We start from the raw sequence: 17,261 nt of genomic DNA on the forward strand, positions 1-17,261 counted from the left end.
CATCCGTTCCGTGGCGCCCGTCACCGGGAACGGCGTACGGTCACCGGCATGAGCGATGAGACGTACGTGGTCGTGGGTGGCGGGCTGGCAGGCGGGAGCGCGGCGGCGACCTTGCGCGAGGAGGGCTTCGACGGCGCGGTCGTGCTGGTCACCGTCGAGGACAGGCCGCCGTACGAGCGGCCGGTGCTCTCCAAGGGCTACATGCTCGGGTCGGAGAAGGAGTCCTCGGCGTACCTGCACGACTCCGGGTGGTGGAGCGACCACGACATCGACCTCCGGACGGAGACGATGGTGACCGGGGTACGCCTCGAGGACAGGGTGCTCGAGCTCGAGGGCGGCGGCAGCCTGGCGTACGACAAGCTCCTCCTCGCGACCGGCTCGTGGCCGCGACGGATCGAGGTGCCCGGCGCCGACCTCGACGGTGTGCTCTACCTGCGTGACATGCCCGAGGCGGAGCGGATCCGGGCGACCATCGAGGCCGGCGGTCCGCTGGTGGTCGTCGGCGCAGGATGGATCGGGCTCGAGATCGCCGCGGCCGCGCGGGCGAACGGCGTCGCCGTGACGGTCGTCGAGACGGCGGCGCTCCCCCTGCGGCGGGTGCTCGGCGACCGCGTGGCCGAGATCTTCGCCTCCCTCCACCGGCACCACGGCGTCGACCTGCGGCTCGGCAGCGGCGTGACGGAGATCCGGGGAGACGGCGGCTCGGTCACGTCGGTCGTGACGAGCGAGGGCGAGGAGGTGCCCGCGGCCGCGGTGGTCGTGGCGATCGGCGCGGCACCGCAGAGCGACTGGGGACAGGCAGCGGGGCTCTCCGGCGACCCCGGTATCGACACTGACCCGTCGCTGCGCACCTCCGACGTCGCGGTGTGGGCAGCGGGCGACATCGCGGCGGTGGACAACCCTCGTCTCGGGCGGCGCGTACGGGTCGAGCACTGGGCGATGGCGCACGACTCCGGTCCGGTGGCGGCGCGGTCGATGCTCGGCCAGGACGTCACCTTCGACAAGCTGCCGTTCTTCTTCACCGACCAGTACGACCTGGGCATGGAGTACGTCGGTCACGTGGAGGACGTCGACGAGACCGAGGTCGTCGTGCGGGGTGACGCCGACCCGGCGGGCCCGTTGGCCTTCCAGGCGTTCTGGCTGCGCGACGGGGTCGTGCAGGCGGCGATGCACGTCAACATGTGGGACGACGGTGTCGACCCGCTCGAGGCGCTCGTGGGACGCCGCGTGGACGCGGGACGCCTCGGCGACCGGGGCGTCCCGCTGGCCGACCTCTGAGGTGACGGGCGCCGGTGATGTGTGGCGGTGGGCCGAAGGGGGTAGTAAAGAACCATGACTCTGCTGCGTACCGTCGCCCGTCCGTTGCTCGCCTCGATGTTCGTCTACGGCGGAGCGAGCGCCCTCCGTAACGCCCCGATGATGGCCGAGCACGTGAAGCCGACGACCGACAAGATCGCCGGGTTCGTGCAGTCGGTGGTCCCGGGAGCATCGATCCCGACCGATCCGGAGTCGATGGTGCGCATCAACGGCGCCCTGCACCTCGGCTTCGGCACGGCGCTGGCGCTGGGGCGTTTCCCGCGCCTGTCCGCGGCGGTCCTGGCCGCGACGTTGGTCCCGACCACCCTGGCGGGCCACTCGTTCTGGGACGAGGACGACGCCTCGACGGCGGCCAACCAGAAGATCCACTTCACGAAGAACCTCTCCATGATGGGTGGCCTGCTGATGGCGACCCTCGACCCCGAGCCGCACAAGAAGATCCTGCCCCGGCGCGCGAAGGACCAGGTCGTCAAGGCCGGCGGCCACGTCCAGGACTCGGTCCAGAGCACGGCCAAGCAGGTCAAGAAGTCGCTGCCGCTCTGAGCGTCGCCACGACGTCGTCGCAGTCGTGGTCGGATAGGCTCGGCTGCGATGACGTCACCGCTGTGGGCCGCCCCGTTCCGTCTCGATCCCGTCGACGCGACAGTGTCGCTCCCGGGGTCGAAGTCGCAGACCAACCGCGCGCTCGTCCTGTCGGCGCTCGCGGACGGCCCGTCGCGGCTCGCCCGCCCCCTCGTCTCCCGCGACACGTCGCTGATGGCCGAGGCGCTGCGGATCCTGGGCGTGGGCGTCGTCGAGGACGGTGACGCCTGGGTCGTGACGCCGGCCGCGTGGGGCACGCCGCTCGGTGTGGTGCACATCGACGTCGGTCTCGCGGGGACCGTCATGCGCTTCGTGCCCCCGGTGGCCGCGCTGGCCGACGGTGAGGTGACGTTCGACGGCGACGTCCGGGCGCGTGAACGCCCCATGGCGACCACCGTCAGCAGCCTCCGCGCGCTGGGTGTCACGGTCGTCGACCGCGGCGACGGGCGGCTCCCGTTGGCGGTGCGCGGTGACGGGCACGTGCGCGGTGGCCAGGTGACCATCGACGCGTCGGCGTCGAGCCAGTTCCTCTCCGCGCTGCTGCTCGCGGGCGCCCGCTACGCCGAGGGCGTGGACGTACGCCACGAAGGCCCGCCGGTCCCCTCCGCGACCCACGTGGAGATGACGCTCACCGAGCTCAGGCGCCGTGGCGTGACGGTGGAGGCGAGCACCGACCGCTGGACCGTGGAGCCCGGCCCCATCGCCGCGTACGACACCGCGATCGAGCCCGACCTCTCCAACGCCGGTGCGTTCGTCGCCGGTGCCCTGGTCACCGGGGGGCGGGTCCGGGTCACCGGATGGCCCCGCGCGACCGACCAGGCTGGAGACCGGTGGCGCTCGATCGCCGAGGCGTTCGGGGCCGAGGTCTCGTTCGACGGCGACGACCTCGTCGTGACCGCTCCCCGCACCCTCGACGGTGTGACGCTCGACCTCCGCGACGAGGGCGAGCTCGCCCCGGTGGTCGCCGCCGTCGCCGCACTCGCCTCGGGGCCGTCGACCTTGACCGGGATCGGTCACCTCCGCGGCCACGAGACCGACCGTCTCGCCGCGCTCGCCGCCGAGATCAGCCGACTCGGTGGCGAGGTCGAGGAAGGCACCGACCAGCTGACGATCCGTCCGCGCCCCCTGCACGGCGCCACGCTCCGGACGTACGCCGACCACCGGATGGCACACGCGGCGGCCGTGCTCGGGCTCGCGGTCAAGGACGTCCGTGTCGAGGACGTCGCGACGACCGCCAAGACCTACCCGGGCTTCGCGCAGGACTGGGAGCGGTTCGCGTCGTGACGCAGCGCTACGACGAGGACCGTCCGCACGAGCAGTTCGACCGCCCGCGCCGGCACACGCGTCCACGGACGAAGGAGCGCCCGAGCTACGACGACGCCGAGACCGGCTGGGTCGTCGGCATCGACCGCGGGCGCTACGGCCTGCTCGTCGGCGACGACGACCGCGTCGTGACGGCGATGAAGTCCCGGTCGCTCGGTCGCAAGGCGGTCGTGGTGGGCGACCGGGTCCGCATCGTCGGGGACACCTCGGGAACCCACGACACCCTCGCCCGCATCGTCGAGGTCGAGGACAGGACGACGGTGCTCCGCCGTACGGCCGACGACAACGACCCGATCGAGCGCGTCATCGTCGCGAACGCCGACCAGATGGTCATCGTCACCGCGCTCGCCGATCCTCCACCTCGACCTCGCCTCATCGAACGCTGCCTCGTCGCGGCGTTCGACGCGGGGATGCGCCCTCTGGTGTGCCTCACGAAGTCCGACCTCGGCGATCCGGACCCCCTGGTCGCGATGCTCGTCCCGCTCGAGGTCGACGTCGTCGTCACGCACCGAGGCGGTGACCTGGAGATGCTGCGCGAGCGGCTGCGCGGCCGGACCAGCGTGCTCGTCGGCCACTCCGGCGTCGGCAAGTCGACGCTCGTCAACGCGCTCGTCCCTGACGCCGAGCTGGCGACAGGCGACGTGAACGCCGTCAGCCGTCGCGGTCGGCACACCTCGACCTCGACCCACGTGCTTCCGCTGCCGTTCGGTGGCTGGATCGTCGACACCCCGGGGATCCGGAGCTTCGGGCTGGCCCACGTCTCGATCGACCGGCTGCTCGCTGCGTTCCCCGACCTGTCCGACGTCACCGAGGAGTGTCCACGTGGCTGCCAGCACACCGTGGACGACCCTGAGTGCGCCCTCGACGTCGCGGTCTCCGAGGGCCGCCTCGACGCGGCGCGGGTCGACTCCTTCCGCCGACTCGTGGTCAGCCGTGAGGACGCCGACTGACGTGGTCCGCGTGTGCGGCGGCGGCACCGATCAGGGAGTCAGGCACTCCTCGAGCGACGCCGTCTCGCCAGCCGCGACGCCGGTGGCGCACCACACCGCACGCGAGCCCCGGTCACCGGTCTCGTAGGTGATCCACGCGGCCGTGACCCCGGAGACGGCCAGCAGGACGGCGACCAGGGTCGAGGCCAGACCGGCCGTCCTGGTCGCGACGATAGCCGCGAGCACGGCCAGGACGGCGAGCACGATCGCGGCGTAGAGCAGACGGTTGCCCCACGTCTGGTGGACGTCGATGGCGTCCGCGATCTCGCCGCCCAGCTCGAGTCGATCCTTGAGCTGCTCCCCCGACCGGACTGTCGCGTACGTCCCAGCGGCGGAGATCACGGCCAGCACGGCGACGGGCCAGCGCAACGCCCACCGCCACCGCGGCACCAGGAACGCGAGCGTCAGGAGCGCGGTGACCGGGATCAGCACGATCGGCGCGTGAAGGAAGAGCGGGTGGAGCGGAACTCCGTCGATGAAACCGAACATGGCTGCCTCCCAGGACGGTGTCCATCGTAGGGGTCCGTACCTCTACTGTGGGCCCATGGCGCACTCCCACCACGACGATCTCCGGCTCTGCCACGTGCTCGCCGACAACGCCGATGCGATCTCGATGGAGAAGTTCAGGGCCGCCGACCTCGTGGTGACGACCAAGCCGGACACCACCTGGGTGACCGAGGCGGACCAGGCCGTCGAGCGGACGATCCGGCGTACGCTGCGCAGCGCGCGCACCCGCGACACCGTGCTCGGCGAGGAGTCGGGCGAGCAGGTCGGCACCGTCGAGGACGCCCCGCGGCGCTGGATCATCGACCCGATCGACGGGACCTCCAACTACGTGCGAGGCGTGCCGGTGTGGGCGACCCTGATCGCGCTGGCGGTCGAGGACGAGGTCGTCGCCTCGTGCGTCTCCGCTCCCGCGCTCGGTCGACGCTGGTGGGCCTCGAAGGGCGGAGGCGCCTACACCGGCAAGTCGCTCATGTCGGCGACCCGCCTCCAGGTGTCGAAGATCGATCGGATCGACGACGCGTCCCTGGCCTACGCGTCGCTCGGGGGCTGGGAGGACATCGGCAAGCTCGAGAGCTTTCTCGCGCTCACCCGGCGCTGCTGGCGCACCCGCGGCTACGGCGACTTCTGGTCCTACATGCTGCTGGCCGAGGGCGCTGTCGACATCGCCGCCGAGCCGGAGCTGGCGCTCTGGGACATGGCAGCGCTCGACCCCATCGTCCGCGAGGCGGGTGGCACCTTCACGGCGCTCAACGGCCAGCCCGGCCCGTGGCACGGCAACGCGCTCGCAACCAACACCCTGCTGCACGACGCGGCGATGGCCTACCTGGGCTACTTCCCCGACCCGGTCCCGCACGACGAGCCCGGAGACAGCAACGAGCACGAGGGTGCCCAGCGAGCCACCGCGCCGACCAACGTCACGAACCTGGCGGCCCGTCGCCGCTCGGACTCCTGATCCACGCATCCCCGCCCTGCCGGCCTCGGTAGGATCAGCGTCATGTCCACGCCGACGCCGCCGTACCCCTCTGTGCCGGGCGAACCGTCCGGATCCGGGCAACCGGCGTACGGACAGCAACCCCCGTACGGACAGCCGCCGTACGGACAGCCCTCGCCGTATGGACAGGCACCGTACGGACAGGCACCGTACGGACAGCAACCCCCGTACGGCCCGCCCGGCTACGACCCGTACGCCCAGGGCCTGCCGCAGGCGAGCTTCCCCATCCCGAGAGATCCCGACGCACGCCCGGCCACCGTGACGATCGCCGGCTGGATCACGATCGTGACCGCGACGATGGCCGTTCTCGGGTGGATCGCCATCGTGCTGGCCATCGACCCGCTCCTGGACGAGATCGCCAAGCGCCCCAACGACTTCGACCAGACCGGGTCCGACATCGCGACGATCGCCGACAGCATGTCCGTGATCTATACGACGGCCGTCGCCTTCATCGTCGCCTCGCTGGCCGCGGCGGCGCTTGCCGTCCTCACGTTGCGACGCGTCGGATGGGCCCGGATCGCCCTCGTCGTCCTCTCGGGTCTGACGATCGCCGTCGGGATGCTGATGATCATGGCGCTCGTCTCGCTCCTGTGGGTCGTGGCGGGTGTCGCGGTGGTGGTGCTGCTCTTCACCGGCGGCGCCAATGAGTGGTTCTCCAGGACCGGCTCGGAGTGGGACACTTCAACGAGCGGCTACGGCACCGGGTACGACGCCTACGGCAACTCGAGCAGCTCCTACCAGCGGCCCGGACCGCCTCAGGGCTGGTGACCGCGAGTCGGATCGCGCTAGGTTGACCCCATCGTCCACGCCTGGGGGGATCAACGATGAAGGTCAGCGACGTCATCACGTCCAAGGGGAGCACCGAGGTCTTCACGATCGCGCCTGACGCGCCGATCTCCGACCTCCTCGACGAGCTCGCCGAGCACAACATCGGTGCGCTCGTCGTCTGCGAGGACGAGCGCCGCCTGGTGGGGATCGTCTCCGAGCGCGACGTGGTCCGCAAGCTCCGTGGCATCAGCGACCCGACGTCGCAGCCCGTGTCGTCGATCATGACGACCGACGTCCACACCTGCGCGCCCGAGGACTCCATCACCGCGATGCTGGAGACCATGACGAACCTGCGCATCCGGCACGTCCCGGTGATCAGCGAGGACGGCGACCTCGTCGCGCTGCTGTCGATCGGTGACGCCGTGAAGTACCGGATGCAACAGCTGAAGTTCGAGCGCGACCAGCTCAACCAGTACGTCGCCTCCGCACGCTGACCTGGAGTGCCGACGACCCGCGTGACCCGCCTGGCCGGCAAGCAGCGCCACGACCGGGCCGCGCTCGACCGACTTCTCGACTCGTCACGGACCTGCCACGTGGCCGTCGACGTCGACGGATTTCCCACGGTGTTCCCGACCGCGTTCGCACGCGACGGTGACGTGCTGCTCATCCACGGGTCGACCGGCTCACCCTGGATGCGCCGGCTCGCCCGGGGTGCCCCGATCTCCGTGGCGGTGACGGCCCTCGACGGCATCGTGGTCGCCCGTTCGGCGTTCGAGTCGTCCTTGCACTACCGCAGCGCGATGCTGTTCGGCGCCGCGTCGCCGCTCACGGGGGACGCGCAGGCACGTGCTCTGGACCTGCTGACCGAAGCCCTGGTCCCCGGTCGCCTCTCGGAGGTCCGGCGCCCGACGTCACGCGAGACCGCGGCGACCCTGGTGCTCGGGCTGCCGATCGAGCACTGGTCGCTCAAGGTGTCCGACGGCTGGCCCGAGGATGACCCCGATGACGTGGCCGGACCGGCCTGGGCGGGCGTGGTCCCGCTCACCGAGGCTGCGGGCAGCCCGCTGCCCGCTCCCGACCTCCGACGCGGTGTCGTCGTGCCTTCGTCGGTGAGGCGGCTGACGTCGCCCGACGGCAACGCGCAGCCGTCGGCGCGTCAGCCGTCGAAGTAGGACTCCATCAGACGCTGCGCCCACTCCGGCTGCTCGACGTGCTCGGGGAGGAACGCCGGCATCGCCGGCTTGATGTCGAGCACCGGTGTCCCGTCGACCGCGTCGAGTCCTCGCACGGTCAACCGCCGACCCTCGACGGCGACGATCTCGCACGCCGAGTGTCCGAGCCTGTTGGGGCGGACCGGGCCACGGTCGGCGAAGATGCCGATCGCCGGCATGTCGCGGCGCCCGAGCGGACGCTGCGGCTCACGGTAGTCGGCGCGCTCTTCGACCTCGTCGAAGACGAAGACGAGCTCCACGTGGGAGAACCCGTCCAGACCCTCGAACGGGCGTTCCCCAAACTTCTCGTCGACCTCGACGACGCTGTCGACGTCACCCCAGCCGCGGTCACCGGACGGGTCCTCGGCGGGGCCGTGCACGACGCCCACCGGCGTCATCGGGAAGGTGGTCACTGCGCTCCTCTCGTCCTTTCTCTCAGGCGTGCGGGAAGTCGCTCCCGTCGTACGCACGCCGCTCGACGAGCACCAGCCAGTTGCCGGAGCTGTCGCGCATCACCGCCTCCACGCCGTACGGGCGCTCCGAGGGCGGCTGGACGAACGTGACCCCGCGGGCGGTGAGGTCCTCGTACGTCTTCTGGCAGTCGTCGACGGTCAGCCCGATCCCGCTCATCGTCCCGTTGTCGAGGGCTCTCGCGACCGCATCGGCCACCCCCGGGTCGAGGGGTGGGCCGGGCACCATCAGCGTGACCTCGAGCTCGGGCTGCGAGGGGTGACCGATGGTGAGCCACCGGAACCCGTCGCCGAGGCGCTGGTCGGTGCGCGTCTCGAAGCCGAGCAGGTCGACGTAGAAGTCTCGGGCAGAGTCCTGGTCGGTGACCCAGACGGTCACCAGCGAGATGTTCGTGATCATGACGTGACGCTACGACGGTCACCGGCCGAGGCGCTTCTCCGATGTTGCGCCGTGCTGGCGACATCGCTCGGCCCGCGCATGAAGACCCAGCACCCGGGGATGTGCGGAGCCCCGTCGGCGAAGCATCGCTGGTAGTCCGACGGCGAGACGCCGACCAGCGTCGTGAAGGTCCGGCTGAACGTGCCGAGGCTGCTGTATCCGACGTGGTGACAGATCTCGGTGACGGTCAGGTTGGTGGCTCGGAGCAGGTCCTGTGCGCGCTCGATGCGGCGCTGTCGCAGGTAGGCTCCCGGCGTCACACCGTAGGCGGCGGCGAACGCCCGCAGGAAGTGGTGCTTCGACAGTCCGGCGGCACGGGCGAGAGCACCGAGGTCCAGCGGCTCGGCGTAGCACCGGTCCGCCAGGTCGCGAGCGCGCCGCAGGTGGACGAGGAGGTCCCGCGGGACCTCGGTGACGGTGGGCGCCGTCACCCCTGCTGCTCCTCGGTGCGGTCCCCGCCCCAGCGTGTGTGGAAGGTGCCCGGCTTGTCGACGCGACGATACGTGTGGGCACCGAAGTCGTCGCGGAGCCCCTGGATCAGGGCGGCGGGCAGGCGCTCGGCCCGCAGGGCGTCGAAGTAGGCGAGCGACGAGGCGAACGCCGGCGCCGGGATGCCCGCGTGCGCCGCGATCCCGACGACCCGCCGCCACGACTCGAGCCCCTCCTGGACGGCGTCGACGAAGTAGGGCGCGACCAGCAGCGTGGGCAGGTCCGGGTCGGCGTCGTACGCCTCACGGATGCGGTCGAGGAAGCGTGCGCGGATGATGCAGCCACCCCGCCAGATCGTCGCCATCGCGCCCGGGTCGACGCCCCACTCGTAGTGCTTGCTGCCGGCCTGGATCTCGTCGAACCCCTGGGCGTAGGCCACCACCTTGGACGCATAGAGCGCACGACGGACGTCCTCGACGAACGCGTCCACGTCGTCCGGTCGCCACGCCGTGTCGGCGTGCCCGTCCGGATAGGCCGCACGCGCGGGCTCACGCTGCTCTGCGTGGCCCGAGACCGAGCGTGCGAACGTCGCCTCGGCGATCCCGGTCACCGGCACCCCGAGGTCGAGTGCGGTCTGGACGGTCCAGCGTCCGGTGCCCTTCTGCTCGGCCTCGTCGAGCACCACGTCGACGAACGGGCGTCCGGTCTCGGCGTCGGTGTGGCCGAGGACGTCTGCCGTGATCTCGATGAGGTACGACTCGAGGTCACCACCGTTCCACTCCCGGAAGATGTCCGCGATCTGGGCGGGCTCGGCACCCAGCCCGTGCCGCAGAAGGTCGTAGGCCTCTGCGATCAGCTGCATGTCGGCGTACTCGATGCCGTTGTGCACCATCTTGACGAAGTGCCCCGCGCCGTCGGGTCCGACGTGGGTGCAGCATGGCGTGCCGTCGACCTGGGCCGCGATCGCCTCGAACATCGGCCCGAGCGTCTCGTACGACTCCGCGGACCCGCCGGGCATGATGCTCGGTCCGTTGAGCGCCCCCTCCTCGCCGCCGGAGACGCCCGCACCCACGAAGTGCAGACCCTTCTCCCGCAGTGCTGCCTCCCGACGTCGCGTGTCGGCGAAGTGCGCGTTGCCGCAGTCGATGACGATGTCCCCCTCGTCGAGCAGCTGGACCAGCTCCTCGATCACGGCGTCGGTCGGCTCTCCCGCCTTGACCATCACGATGATCGGACGCGGGCGCTCGATCGAGGCGACGAAGTCACGCATCGACTCCGACGGGACGAAGGTGCCTTCGTCGCCGTGCTCGTCGACGAGGCTCTGGGTCCGCGCGTACGTGCGGTTGTGCAGGGCGACCGGATTGCCGTGCCGCGCCAGGTTGCGAGCGAGGTTGCGTCCCATCACGGCGAGTCCGGTGACGCCGATGCGCGCTTTCGGGGTGTCGTTCACGTCGTCCTCCTGATCTGTTGAGCGGTCAGGCACGCTGCGATGCGGCGGCGACCGGCTCGAGCTGAGAGAGCCTGAGCGGGTGTCGCAGCGGGCCGAAGGGAGAGGTGCGGGTCGTGACCAGGTCGCTGTCCACGTGCAGGAGCTCTCCTGGCTCCAGAGCGGTCCATCCCGCCTCCGCGTCCATCTGCTCAGAGGCGACGACCACGGTCCGCTCGCCGGTGACGCCGTCGGGCTCGACCTGGGCTCGAATGCGGTCGCTGGAGCGATCCCAGCCATCGCCGACCTCGCGCTCGGTGTGCTCGAGGAACCACAGCGCGTGCACCTCGGGGTAGCGCAGCGCCCACAGGTCGGTTGCGGTCGTGAGCACCAGATTGAGCGCGAGCACCGGCACGTTGTCGGCGATCCAGGCGATCGCCGTACGCAGGGCCGCCTCGATGTCCCCGCCGTTGCGTCGCGCGACCGCCGTGATCAGCGCGAACACGCGCTCGCTGTCGGTCTGTCCCCCCACGAGCCCGCCGGCGTCGAGCTCGTCCAGACGTGCGTCGAGCGCGTCGAGGCCACCCACCACACCGTTGTGGGCGAACAGGCGGCCGTCGAGCTCGAAGGGGTGGGTGTTGGCGACGGTGTGGGCGCCCGTGCTCGCATACCGGACGTGCGCCACGAAGGTCGTGCCGCGAAGCGTCTGAGCGTCCCGCGCGAAGTCGGTGTCGTCCCACGCGTCGATCGGCTGCTTGTCGAGCGTCGCTCTCCCGTCCGCCGCAAAGACCCCGATGCCCGTGCCGTCCGGATTGCGCCGACCCTGGGCCCGCAGGCTGTCGGGCGCGTCGAGCAGCCAGAACGTCGCGGTCGTCGGCTGACGCCCGCAGTGCAGACCGAACAAGCGGCACATGCTGGTCAGCCTCTCAGCGTGCGCGGGTTCTCGCTCATCACGCGACGGCCGAGTGAGCGGCTACGGTGCCGGGATGCTGTACGTGTGCCAGCGGCACCATGCCCGTGTCCTCCACCACGACCTCAGGCTGGAGGTCGCGGGGGTCCTCGTCTCGTGGGCCGTCCCGAAAGGGCCCTCTCCCGATCCGTCGGTGCGGCGGCTCGCCATCCGCACCGACGACCACGACCTGGCGCACGCCACGTACGAAGGGGCGTACGCACGCGACGGGAGCCGCCCCGGCAGCGTCATCGTGTGGGACAGCGGCACGTACGACCACCTCACGACCCGTGCCGGGACACCGGTCTCCGCAGGCGATGCGCTCGCCGATGGGCACCTGGTGGTCGACCTTCACGGTCGACGGCTGAGCGGGCCCTACGCGCTGACCCGAACCGGTGAGGCAGGCGGGAAGGAGCAGTGGATCCTGGTGAAGATGCGCGGGCCCGGGGTGGAAGCCGGTGCAGACCCCGCTCGCGACGGGCTCACCTCCGTGCTGAGCGGACGGACGAACGCCGAGCTCGAGCGGGCCTTCAAGCCCTCTGACGACGTGCGATAGCGGCCGCCTCGGTGCGTGTGGCCGCACCGAGCTTGGCGAGGATGTTGGAGACGTGCACCGACACCGTCTTGGTGCTGATGAACAGCAGCGTGGCGATCTCGCCGTTGGTACGGCCTTCGACAAGGTGGTCGAGCACCTCACGCTCGCGTGCGGTCAGGGGCTTCTCTCCGGCCGATGCCTGCGGCACCGCCGTCCGGCCACCCGCAACAGCCGTCGCCCCCGCGAGCTGCTCGAGCTGACGCACCAGCGGCTCGGCGCCCAGCGACACCGCCGTCTCGTGGGCAGCGCTGGCCACCTGCTTGGCTCCGGCGATGTCGCCGGCGGCGTGCAGGACGGAGCTGAGACGCGAGGTCGAGCGCGCCTCCTCGTAGACATGGCCGAGCTTCGCGAACGCACCTGTCGCCCCGCGCCACGCCTCAAGCATCACTGGGAGGCCGAGGTCCTCTCCCGCTGTCCAGCGCACGCGCAGGATCTCGGCATCGAGCCGGCGCCCCCATGCCTCACCCTCGGGCCCGAACGGCCCGCGCTCCTCGACCGCCCGGTCGGCGTCGACGCGCAGCTGAGCGGCACGCTCGACGAACGCGCTTCGCTCCGACGCCGACACGTGCGGCGCCGCGTCGGCGTAGCGGCCGGCGAGCAGCGCCCCCATCCGCAACCGCGCCGGGACGCGGCGGCCGCCCCAGTCGGTGACCAACGAGGCGACGAGATCGTCGTGCCAGGCCTGCGCCGACGCGACGTCGGGCGCGAGGTCGATGGCCGCCGTGCCGCTGTGGATCGCGAGCGCGATGTCTCTGTGCCAGAAGGAGTCGCGCAGGCGACGCGCGCGCGGCAGGACAGTCGTGTCACCACGCGCTGCGGCGACGAGCAGCTGCACCGACTCCAGAGAGCCGGCATGGACCGCCGGAGGGCGCAGGGCCGAGACGTCGCACAGCTCCTCGACGAGGTCCCACCGGCCACGGAGATAGGCCGTGAGGGCTGCGAAGAAACGGCCGTCGAAACCGTACGGGGCCCACCGTCGTCCCGCCTTCTCCGCCGCCTGCATCGTCGTGAGGAACTCCGCCGTGGCAGCGTCGAGGTCACCACGGTCGTGGTACAGGAACGCGAGATGCTGGTGGGCGCGCAGCTCGGTGACGACGTTGCCGGATGCTCGGGCGGTCTCGGCAACCTCCCGGAACCGCCGCTCGTCACCGGCCGGGTCGTCGCCCCTGAGAGCTCGCACCCGGGCCTTCGTGGCGGCAGCCTCGTCGACGACGCGGCTGAGGCCGAGGCGCTGGCCCAGCGTCATGGCCTGGGTCGCCCAACGCATCGCGTCGTCGTGGCGCCGCTGAGCTCCCGCGACGTGGGCGGCTACGGCCTCGAGCGAGGCGCGCAGCGCCGTCGGCTGCTCGGGCACGAGCGCGAACGCCTGCTCGACCGCCTGTGCGGCCTCGGCGTCGCGGTCGCCCAGGACGGTCGCGGTGCCGTAGGCGACGAGGAGCCGGGCGCGTTCGGTGTCGGAGAGCGTCGCCGCACCGTCCTGGAGGTAGTCGTCGACGACCCCTGCCGCCCGACGGACGTATCCCGACGCGGTCAGCGCCTCGCTGGTGGCGACGACGAGGTCGACCAGATCCGTGCCGGGTGGCGCCGCGGACGCGACCGACAGCGCGCGCTCGTAGTGCTGGGCGGCCTCGTCATGCCCACCGACCCGCCTCGCCCGGTCTGCGGCGCGCACGCTGGCGGTGAAGGCCATCTCCGCCATGCCGGCCTCGAACGCGTGACGCGCGACGTCAGCGGAGTCGCCACGACCCGCCAGTGCTTCGGCGTATGCCTTGTGGAACCGGCGACGCTCGGCGGGGAGGAGGTCGTCGCGGACCACCTCTGCGAGGAGGGCGTGGCGGAAGGCGTAGCCGTCGTTGCTCGTGCGGCTCAGGATGCGGTGGTCCAACGCGGCCCGGACACCGTCCTCGAGGGTGTCCGGAGGGAGGTTGACAACCGCGGCGAGCAGGTCGTCGTCCACCTCGGCACCGGCACACGCGACCGCTCTCACCACCTGCCTCCCGCCGTCGTCGAGGCGGTCGAGACGCACGAGCAGCAGGTCGGCCAGCGTCGGGGGCAGCGGACCGTTCTTGTCGTCGACGTCGACGAGCTCCTCGGCGATGAACGCGTTGCCCTCGGCCCGACGGACGATCGCGGCGAGGCCGGTGGCGTCGATCGAGGCGGTCGCTCGTGACCGGACGAGCGCACGGACCTCGTCGTCTGCGAGGGGGCCGAGGTCGAGTCGTTGCACGCCCGGCAGCCGACTCCACTCGGCCACGTCGGCACGCAGCGGATGGCGGCGGTGGAGGTCGTCGCTGCGGTAGGAGATGACGAACCGGACAGCGCCGTCGTAGCGCTGGGAGAGCACGTAACGGATGAGATGACGCGTCGAGGTGTCGGCCCAGTGGGCATCCTCGACGAGCACCAGCACAGGCTGGCTGGAGGCGAGCAGCTCGAGGGCGGCCACGACGGAGGCGAACAGCTCGCCCCGGTCGACTCCCGTGCCGTTGGCGGCGCCCCACATCAGGGGGCCGAGGGGCGGCAGGGCGTCGGACAGCGCCTTGCGGGAGGGGTCGTCGAGGGCGGCCAGCACCTCGGCGAACGGCTGGAACGGGATCGCGCTGTCACCGAGGTCGAGACAGTGACCGACGAGCACACGGTGACCGTCGTCGGCGGCTCGGATCGCCAGCTCGCGCAGCAGACGGGTCTTGCCGATCCCGGCGTCGCCGCTCAAGAGGACACCCCCGCGGGCCTCGGGATCGGCGACACCGGCAGCGATCAGCAGCCGCTCGAGCTCCCCTTCTCGTCCGACGAGGGGCTCAGTCGTTCTCCAGTCGGCGGGCATGTGCCCATGATCGCGTACCCCACTGACAAGGTCCGAGCTCATTGACCCGGGGGCACCTCGATCGTGTCCACGACGGACATCATGCCGTCGGGTGCTCGGAGCGCGCTCCGGTCTCGCGTGCACGAAGCCGGCGGCGGACGGTGCGGCGCCTGACCGCGCCATGCGCCTGCTCCATCCGACGGTCCATCTCGGTCTTCACGTAGTACTCCGGCATGAGGATCATGACGTCGATCCTCGTTCTCTGAGGTAGGCGCCTCCATCGGGCGAACGCCTGAGTCGGCGCCTCCAGCTACCTCAGATCTCCACTTGCCATTTGTTTTTGCCTACGCAATATTCGGGTAACAGTATGACGTAGGTCACACCGGACCTGGAGGAATTCATGAACGTGAGACGTCGAGACAGAGATTCATCGGGCCGGTCGTACCGACCGTCCGCCCGCCGCGCGGCTCTGGTCACCGGTGCCGCAGCGGCTCTGGTCGCCGGCCTGGTCGGGGTGGGGGCCGGGTCCGCCCCGGCAGCCAGTACGGCCAGCGCGGCGTCAGCGACCGCGGGTGAGCGGGGTGGCACGCCGGCCTACCTGAACGAGCGGCTGTCGACCAAGAAGCGGGTCGCCGACCTGCTCTCCCGGATGACGCTGGCCGAGAAGATCGGCCAGATGACCCAGGCCGAGCGCGCCAACGCGTCGCAGGCCGACGTCACCGACCTCGCGCTCGGCAGCATCCTGTCCGGCGGCGGGTCCACCCCCACGCCCAACACCGCCGAGGGCTGGGCCGACATGGTCGACGGCTACCAGGACGCCGCCCTCGCCACACGGCTCAAGATCCCCGTCCTGTACGGCGTCGACTCGGTGCACGGACACGCCAACCTCAACGGCGCGACCGTCTTCCCCCACAACATCGGGCTCGGAGCCACCCGAGACCCGAGGCTCGTCGAGAAGATCTCCCACATCACCGCCGAGGAGACCCGTGCCACCGGCCCGCAGTGGAGCTTCGCTCCCTGCCTGTGCGTCGCGCGCGACGACCGCTGGGGCCGCACGTACGAGAGCTTTGGCGAGTCGCCGAGGCTCGTCTCGGAGATGGCGGTCGCAGTGCGCGGCTTCCAGGGACGGCGCGGCCAGCTGGACAACCCGGACCGCGTGCTGGCGACGCCGAAGCACTTCGCCGGTGACGGTCTGACCACCTACGGGACGTCGGCCGGTGACTACACGATCGACCAGGGCATCACGATCGTCAGCCGCCGGGACTTCGCTCGCCTCGCGCTCGCGCCGTACTGGCCCGCCATCCAGCGCTACGGCGCCGGGTCGGTCATGCCGTCGTTCTCGTCGGTCGACTGGACCGAGGACGGCGTCGGCACGAACGTCCTCAAGATGACCGCCCACAAGGAGCTGCTCACCGGCGTCCTCAAGGGCCGGATGGGCTTCGATGGCCTGGTGATCAGCGACTGGGAGGCCATCCACCAGCTTCCCGGCGACTGGAACACCCAGGTGCGCACGGCGATCAACGCCGGGATCGACATGGCGATGGAGCCGGCGCAGTTCGAGGAGTTCATCACCGCGCTCACCGAGGAGGTCCAGGCCGGTCGCGTCCGGATGTCGCGCATCGACGACGCGGTCAGCCGGATCCTCACGCAGAAGTTCGAGCTCGGGTTGTTCGAGAAGCCGTACACCGACCGGCGCAACATCGACGAGATCGGCAGCGCCCAGCACCGCAAGGTCGCCCGCGAGGCCGTCGCGAAGTCGCAGGTCCTCCTGAAGAACCGGGGGCGCGTCCTCCCGCTGTCGAAGCGGGCGCCGCTGTACGTGGCCGGCAGCAATGCCGACAACATCGGCAACCAGGCCGGCGGGTGGACGATCACCTGGCAGGGCGGGTCCTACCACCAGATCCCGGGCGACACGATCCTCGACGGCATCGACGACGCCTCCCGGCGCGACGTGACCTTCGACGAGACCGCGTCCACGCCGGTGCCCCGCAACGCGACGGGTGTCGTCGTGGTCGGCGAGACGCCGTACGCCGAGGGCTTCGGCGACGTCGGCGGGCCCCGGTGGGAGTCCGACCCGGGGGACAACGGCGTCCCCCGCCCGGTCAAGGACATGAAGCTGTCCACCGCCGACCAGCGGGCCGTGGACACCGTCTGCACCCAGGCCGCGGAGTGCGTCGTGATCGTCATCTCCGGGCGGCCGCTGGAGATCCCGCCGGCGCTGCTGTCGAAGATCGACGGTCTCGTGGCCGGTTGGCTCCCGGGCAGCGAGGGCGCCGGTGTCGCCGACGTCCTGTTCGGCAAGAAGCGGTTCACCGGCACGCTGCCCGTGACCTGGCCGCGGAGCGTCGACCAGGAGCCGATCAACGTGGGTGACGCGGACTACGACCCGCTCTACCCGTACGGCTTCGGCCTGCGAGCCCGATGAGACCAGGGCCCGTCATCGGCGCCCCCGACGCCGGTGACGG

Annotated in this window: 18 protein-coding genes; 10 read left to right on the top strand and 8 right to left on the bottom strand. The window is 71.1% G+C overall.

The features are described 5' to 3' along the window. The first annotated feature begins 48 nt into the window (after nucleotides 1–48). Genes KV097_RS11835 through rsgA form a run of 4 tightly spaced genes read left to right on the top strand, consistent with a single transcriptional unit; the run spans nucleotide 49 to nucleotide 4,172 of the window. A complete protein-coding gene (locus KV097_RS11835; protein WP_220365953.1) occupies nucleotides 49–1,278 on the top strand; it encodes an NAD(P)/FAD-dependent oxidoreductase in 1,230 nt (409 codons plus the stop codon). A gap of 54 nt (nucleotides 1,279–1,332) precedes the next feature. After that, nucleotides 1,333–1,860, top strand: a complete 528-nt coding sequence (locus KV097_RS11840) for a DoxX family protein (protein ID WP_220346480.1) — start codon at nucleotides 1,333–1,335, stop codon at nucleotides 1,858–1,860. A 48-nt stretch (nucleotides 1,861–1,908) separates the two neighbouring features. Beyond that, nucleotides 1,909–3,183, top strand: a complete 1,275-nt coding sequence (aroA, locus tag KV097_RS19290; RefSeq protein WP_255559420.1) for a 3-phosphoshikimate 1-carboxyvinyltransferase — start codon at nucleotides 1,909–1,911, stop codon at nucleotides 3,181–3,183. Further along, nucleotides 3,180–4,172 carry a ribosome small subunit-dependent GTPase A gene (gene rsgA / locus KV097_RS11845; RefSeq protein WP_301021706.1) on the top strand — a complete coding sequence of 331 codons (993 nt, stop codon included), beginning with the start codon at nucleotides 3,180–3,182 and terminating at the stop codon, nucleotides 4,170–4,172. Before aroA ends, rsgA begins: the two co-directional genes overlap by 4 nt. 30 nt (nucleotides 4,173–4,202) lie before the next feature. Here rsgA and KV097_RS11850 read toward each other — a convergent pair whose 3' ends face one another. Next, nucleotides 4,203–4,700: a DUF2231 domain-containing protein gene (locus KV097_RS11850; RefSeq protein WP_220346478.1), complete on the bottom strand. Its 498-nt coding sequence runs from the start codon at nucleotides 4,698–4,700 to the stop codon at nucleotides 4,203–4,205. A 55-nt stretch (nucleotides 4,701–4,755) separates the two neighbouring features. Here KV097_RS11850 and KV097_RS11855 point away from each other — a divergent pair, with 55 nt between their 5' ends. The 4 genes from KV097_RS11855 to KV097_RS11870 are packed head-to-tail and all read left to right on the top strand — an operon-like array spanning nucleotide 4,756 to nucleotide 7,649. Further along, nucleotides 4,756–5,670 carry an inositol monophosphatase family protein gene (locus tag KV097_RS11855; protein WP_220365955.1) on the top strand — a complete coding sequence of 305 codons (915 nt, stop codon included), beginning with the start codon at nucleotides 4,756–4,758 and terminating at the stop codon, nucleotides 5,668–5,670. A gap of 42 nt (nucleotides 5,671–5,712) precedes the next feature. Further along, nucleotides 5,713–6,477: a hypothetical protein gene (locus tag KV097_RS19530; protein WP_220365956.1), complete on the top strand. Its 765-nt coding sequence runs from the start codon at nucleotides 5,713–5,715 to the stop codon at nucleotides 6,475–6,477. A gap of 56 nt (nucleotides 6,478–6,533) precedes the next feature. Further along, nucleotides 6,534–6,971, top strand: coding sequence for a CBS domain-containing protein (locus tag KV097_RS11865; RefSeq protein WP_220344023.1), 438 nt, complete (start codon nucleotides 6,534–6,536; stop codon nucleotides 6,969–6,971). Between the two features lie 6 nt (nucleotides 6,972–6,977). Next, nucleotides 6,978–7,649 (top strand): pyridoxamine 5'-phosphate oxidase family protein, encoded by a 672-nt coding sequence (locus KV097_RS11870; protein WP_220365957.1) that lies wholly within the window; start codon nucleotides 6,978–6,980, stop codon nucleotides 7,647–7,649. Here KV097_RS11870 and KV097_RS11875 read toward each other — a convergent pair. The 5 genes from KV097_RS11875 to KV097_RS11895 form a co-directional block, all read right to left on the bottom strand. Further along, on the bottom strand, nucleotides 7,634–8,101 hold the full coding sequence (locus KV097_RS11875) for an SAM-dependent methyltransferase (protein WP_220365958.1): 468 nt from the start codon (nucleotides 8,099–8,101) through the stop codon (nucleotides 7,634–7,636). The genes KV097_RS11870 and KV097_RS11875 overlap by 16 nt on opposite strands. Nucleotides 8,102–8,123: 22 nt before the next feature. Continuing rightward, on the bottom strand, nucleotides 8,124–8,558 hold the full coding sequence (locus tag KV097_RS11880) for a VOC family protein (RefSeq protein WP_220344020.1): 435 nt from the start codon (nucleotides 8,556–8,558) through the stop codon (nucleotides 8,124–8,126). Continuing rightward, nucleotides 8,555–9,028 carry a helix-turn-helix transcriptional regulator gene (locus KV097_RS11885; RefSeq protein ID WP_220365959.1) on the bottom strand — a complete coding sequence of 158 codons (474 nt, stop codon included), beginning with the start codon at nucleotides 9,026–9,028 and terminating at the stop codon, nucleotides 8,555–8,557. Before KV097_RS11885 ends, KV097_RS11880 begins: the two co-directional genes overlap by 4 nt. Then, a complete protein-coding gene (gndA, locus tag KV097_RS11890) occupies nucleotides 9,025–10,428 on the bottom strand; it encodes an NADP-dependent phosphogluconate dehydrogenase (RefSeq protein ID WP_374106990.1) in 1,404 nt (467 codons plus the stop codon). Before gndA ends, KV097_RS11885 begins: the two co-directional genes overlap by 4 nt. Nucleotides 10,429–10,501: 73 nt before the next feature. Continuing rightward, entirely contained in the window at nucleotides 10,502–11,365 is an 864-nt protein-coding gene (locus KV097_RS11895; RefSeq protein ID WP_220365960.1) for a class II glutamine amidotransferase, read from the bottom strand. Nucleotides 11,366–11,438: 73 nt separating this feature from the next. Here KV097_RS11895 and KV097_RS11900 point away from each other — a divergent pair, with 73 nt between their 5' ends. Further along, on the top strand, nucleotides 11,439–11,957 hold the full coding sequence (locus KV097_RS11900; RefSeq protein WP_220365961.1) for a DNA polymerase ligase N-terminal domain-containing protein: 519 nt from the start codon (nucleotides 11,439–11,441) through the stop codon (nucleotides 11,955–11,957). Here KV097_RS11900 and KV097_RS19535 read toward each other — a convergent pair. Together KV097_RS19535 and KV097_RS11910 are read right to left on the bottom strand one after the other, a co-directional pair. Beyond that, entirely contained in the window at nucleotides 11,932–14,817 is a 2,886-nt protein-coding gene (locus KV097_RS19535) for a LuxR family transcriptional regulator (RefSeq protein WP_220365962.1), read from the bottom strand. The genes KV097_RS11900 and KV097_RS19535 overlap by 26 nt on opposite strands. A gap of 79 nt (nucleotides 14,818–14,896) precedes the next feature. Next, on the bottom strand, nucleotides 14,897–15,040 hold the full coding sequence (locus tag KV097_RS11910; protein ID WP_220346469.1) for a hypothetical protein: 144 nt from the start codon (nucleotides 15,038–15,040) through the stop codon (nucleotides 14,897–14,899). Between the two features lie 156 nt (nucleotides 15,041–15,196). On the opposite strand from KV097_RS11910, the gene KV097_RS11915 reads away from it, so the two are divergent. Further along, on the top strand, nucleotides 15,197–17,221 hold the full coding sequence (locus tag KV097_RS11915; RefSeq protein WP_220365963.1) for a glycoside hydrolase family 3 protein: 2,025 nt from the start codon (nucleotides 15,197–15,199) through the stop codon (nucleotides 17,219–17,221). The last annotated feature ends 40 nt before the right edge of the window (nucleotides 17,222–17,261 follow it).

This window comes from Mumia sp. zg.B17 (genome assembly GCF_019550915.1).
Taxonomy (GTDB): domain Bacteria; phylum Actinomycetota; class Actinomycetes; order Propionibacteriales; family Nocardioidaceae; genus Mumia.

Coding starts and splice junctions, on each gene's coding strand:
- KV097_RS11865 (WP_220344023.1), top strand. CDS start 6,534: ATGAAGGTCAGCGACGTCATCACGTCCAAGGGGAGCACCGAGGTCTTC.
- KV097_RS11840 (WP_220346480.1), top strand. CDS start 1,333: ATGACTCTGCTGCGTACCGTCGCCCGTCCGTTGCTCGCCTCGATGTTC.
- gndA (WP_374106990.1), bottom strand. CDS start 10,428: ATGGGACGCAACCTCGCTCGCAACCTGGCGCGGCACGGCAATCCGGTC.
- KV097_RS11850 (WP_220346478.1), bottom strand. CDS start 4,700: ATGTTCGGTTTCATCGACGGAGTTCCGCTCCACCCGCTCTTCCTTCAC.
- aroA (WP_255559420.1), top strand. CDS start 1,909: ATGACGTCACCGCTGTGGGCCGCCCCGTTCCGTCTCGATCCCGTCGAC.
- KV097_RS19530 (WP_220365956.1), top strand. CDS start 5,713: ATGTCCACGCCGACGCCGCCGTACCCCTCTGTGCCGGGCGAACCGTCC.
- KV097_RS11880 (WP_220344020.1), bottom strand. CDS start 8,558: ATGATCACGAACATCTCGCTGGTGACCGTCTGGGTCACCGACCAGGAC.
- KV097_RS11835 (WP_220365953.1), top strand. CDS start 49: ATGAGCGATGAGACGTACGTGGTCGTGGGTGGCGGGCTGGCAGGCGGG.
- KV097_RS11915 (WP_220365963.1), top strand. CDS start 15,197: ATGAACGTGAGACGTCGAGACAGAGATTCATCGGGCCGGTCGTACCGA.
- KV097_RS19535 (WP_220365962.1), bottom strand. CDS start 14,817: ATGCCCGCCGACTGGAGAACGACTGAGCCCCTCGTCGGACGAGAAGGG.
- KV097_RS11910 (WP_220346469.1), bottom strand. CDS start 15,040: ATGATCCTCATGCCGGAGTACTACGTGAAGACCGAGATGGACCGTCGG.
- KV097_RS11895 (WP_220365960.1), bottom strand. CDS start 11,365: ATGTGCCGCTTGTTCGGTCTGCACTGCGGGCGTCAGCCGACGACCGCG.
- KV097_RS11900 (WP_220365961.1), top strand. CDS start 11,439: ATGCTGTACGTGTGCCAGCGGCACCATGCCCGTGTCCTCCACCACGAC.
- KV097_RS11855 (WP_220365955.1), top strand. CDS start 4,756: ATGGCGCACTCCCACCACGACGATCTCCGGCTCTGCCACGTGCTCGCC.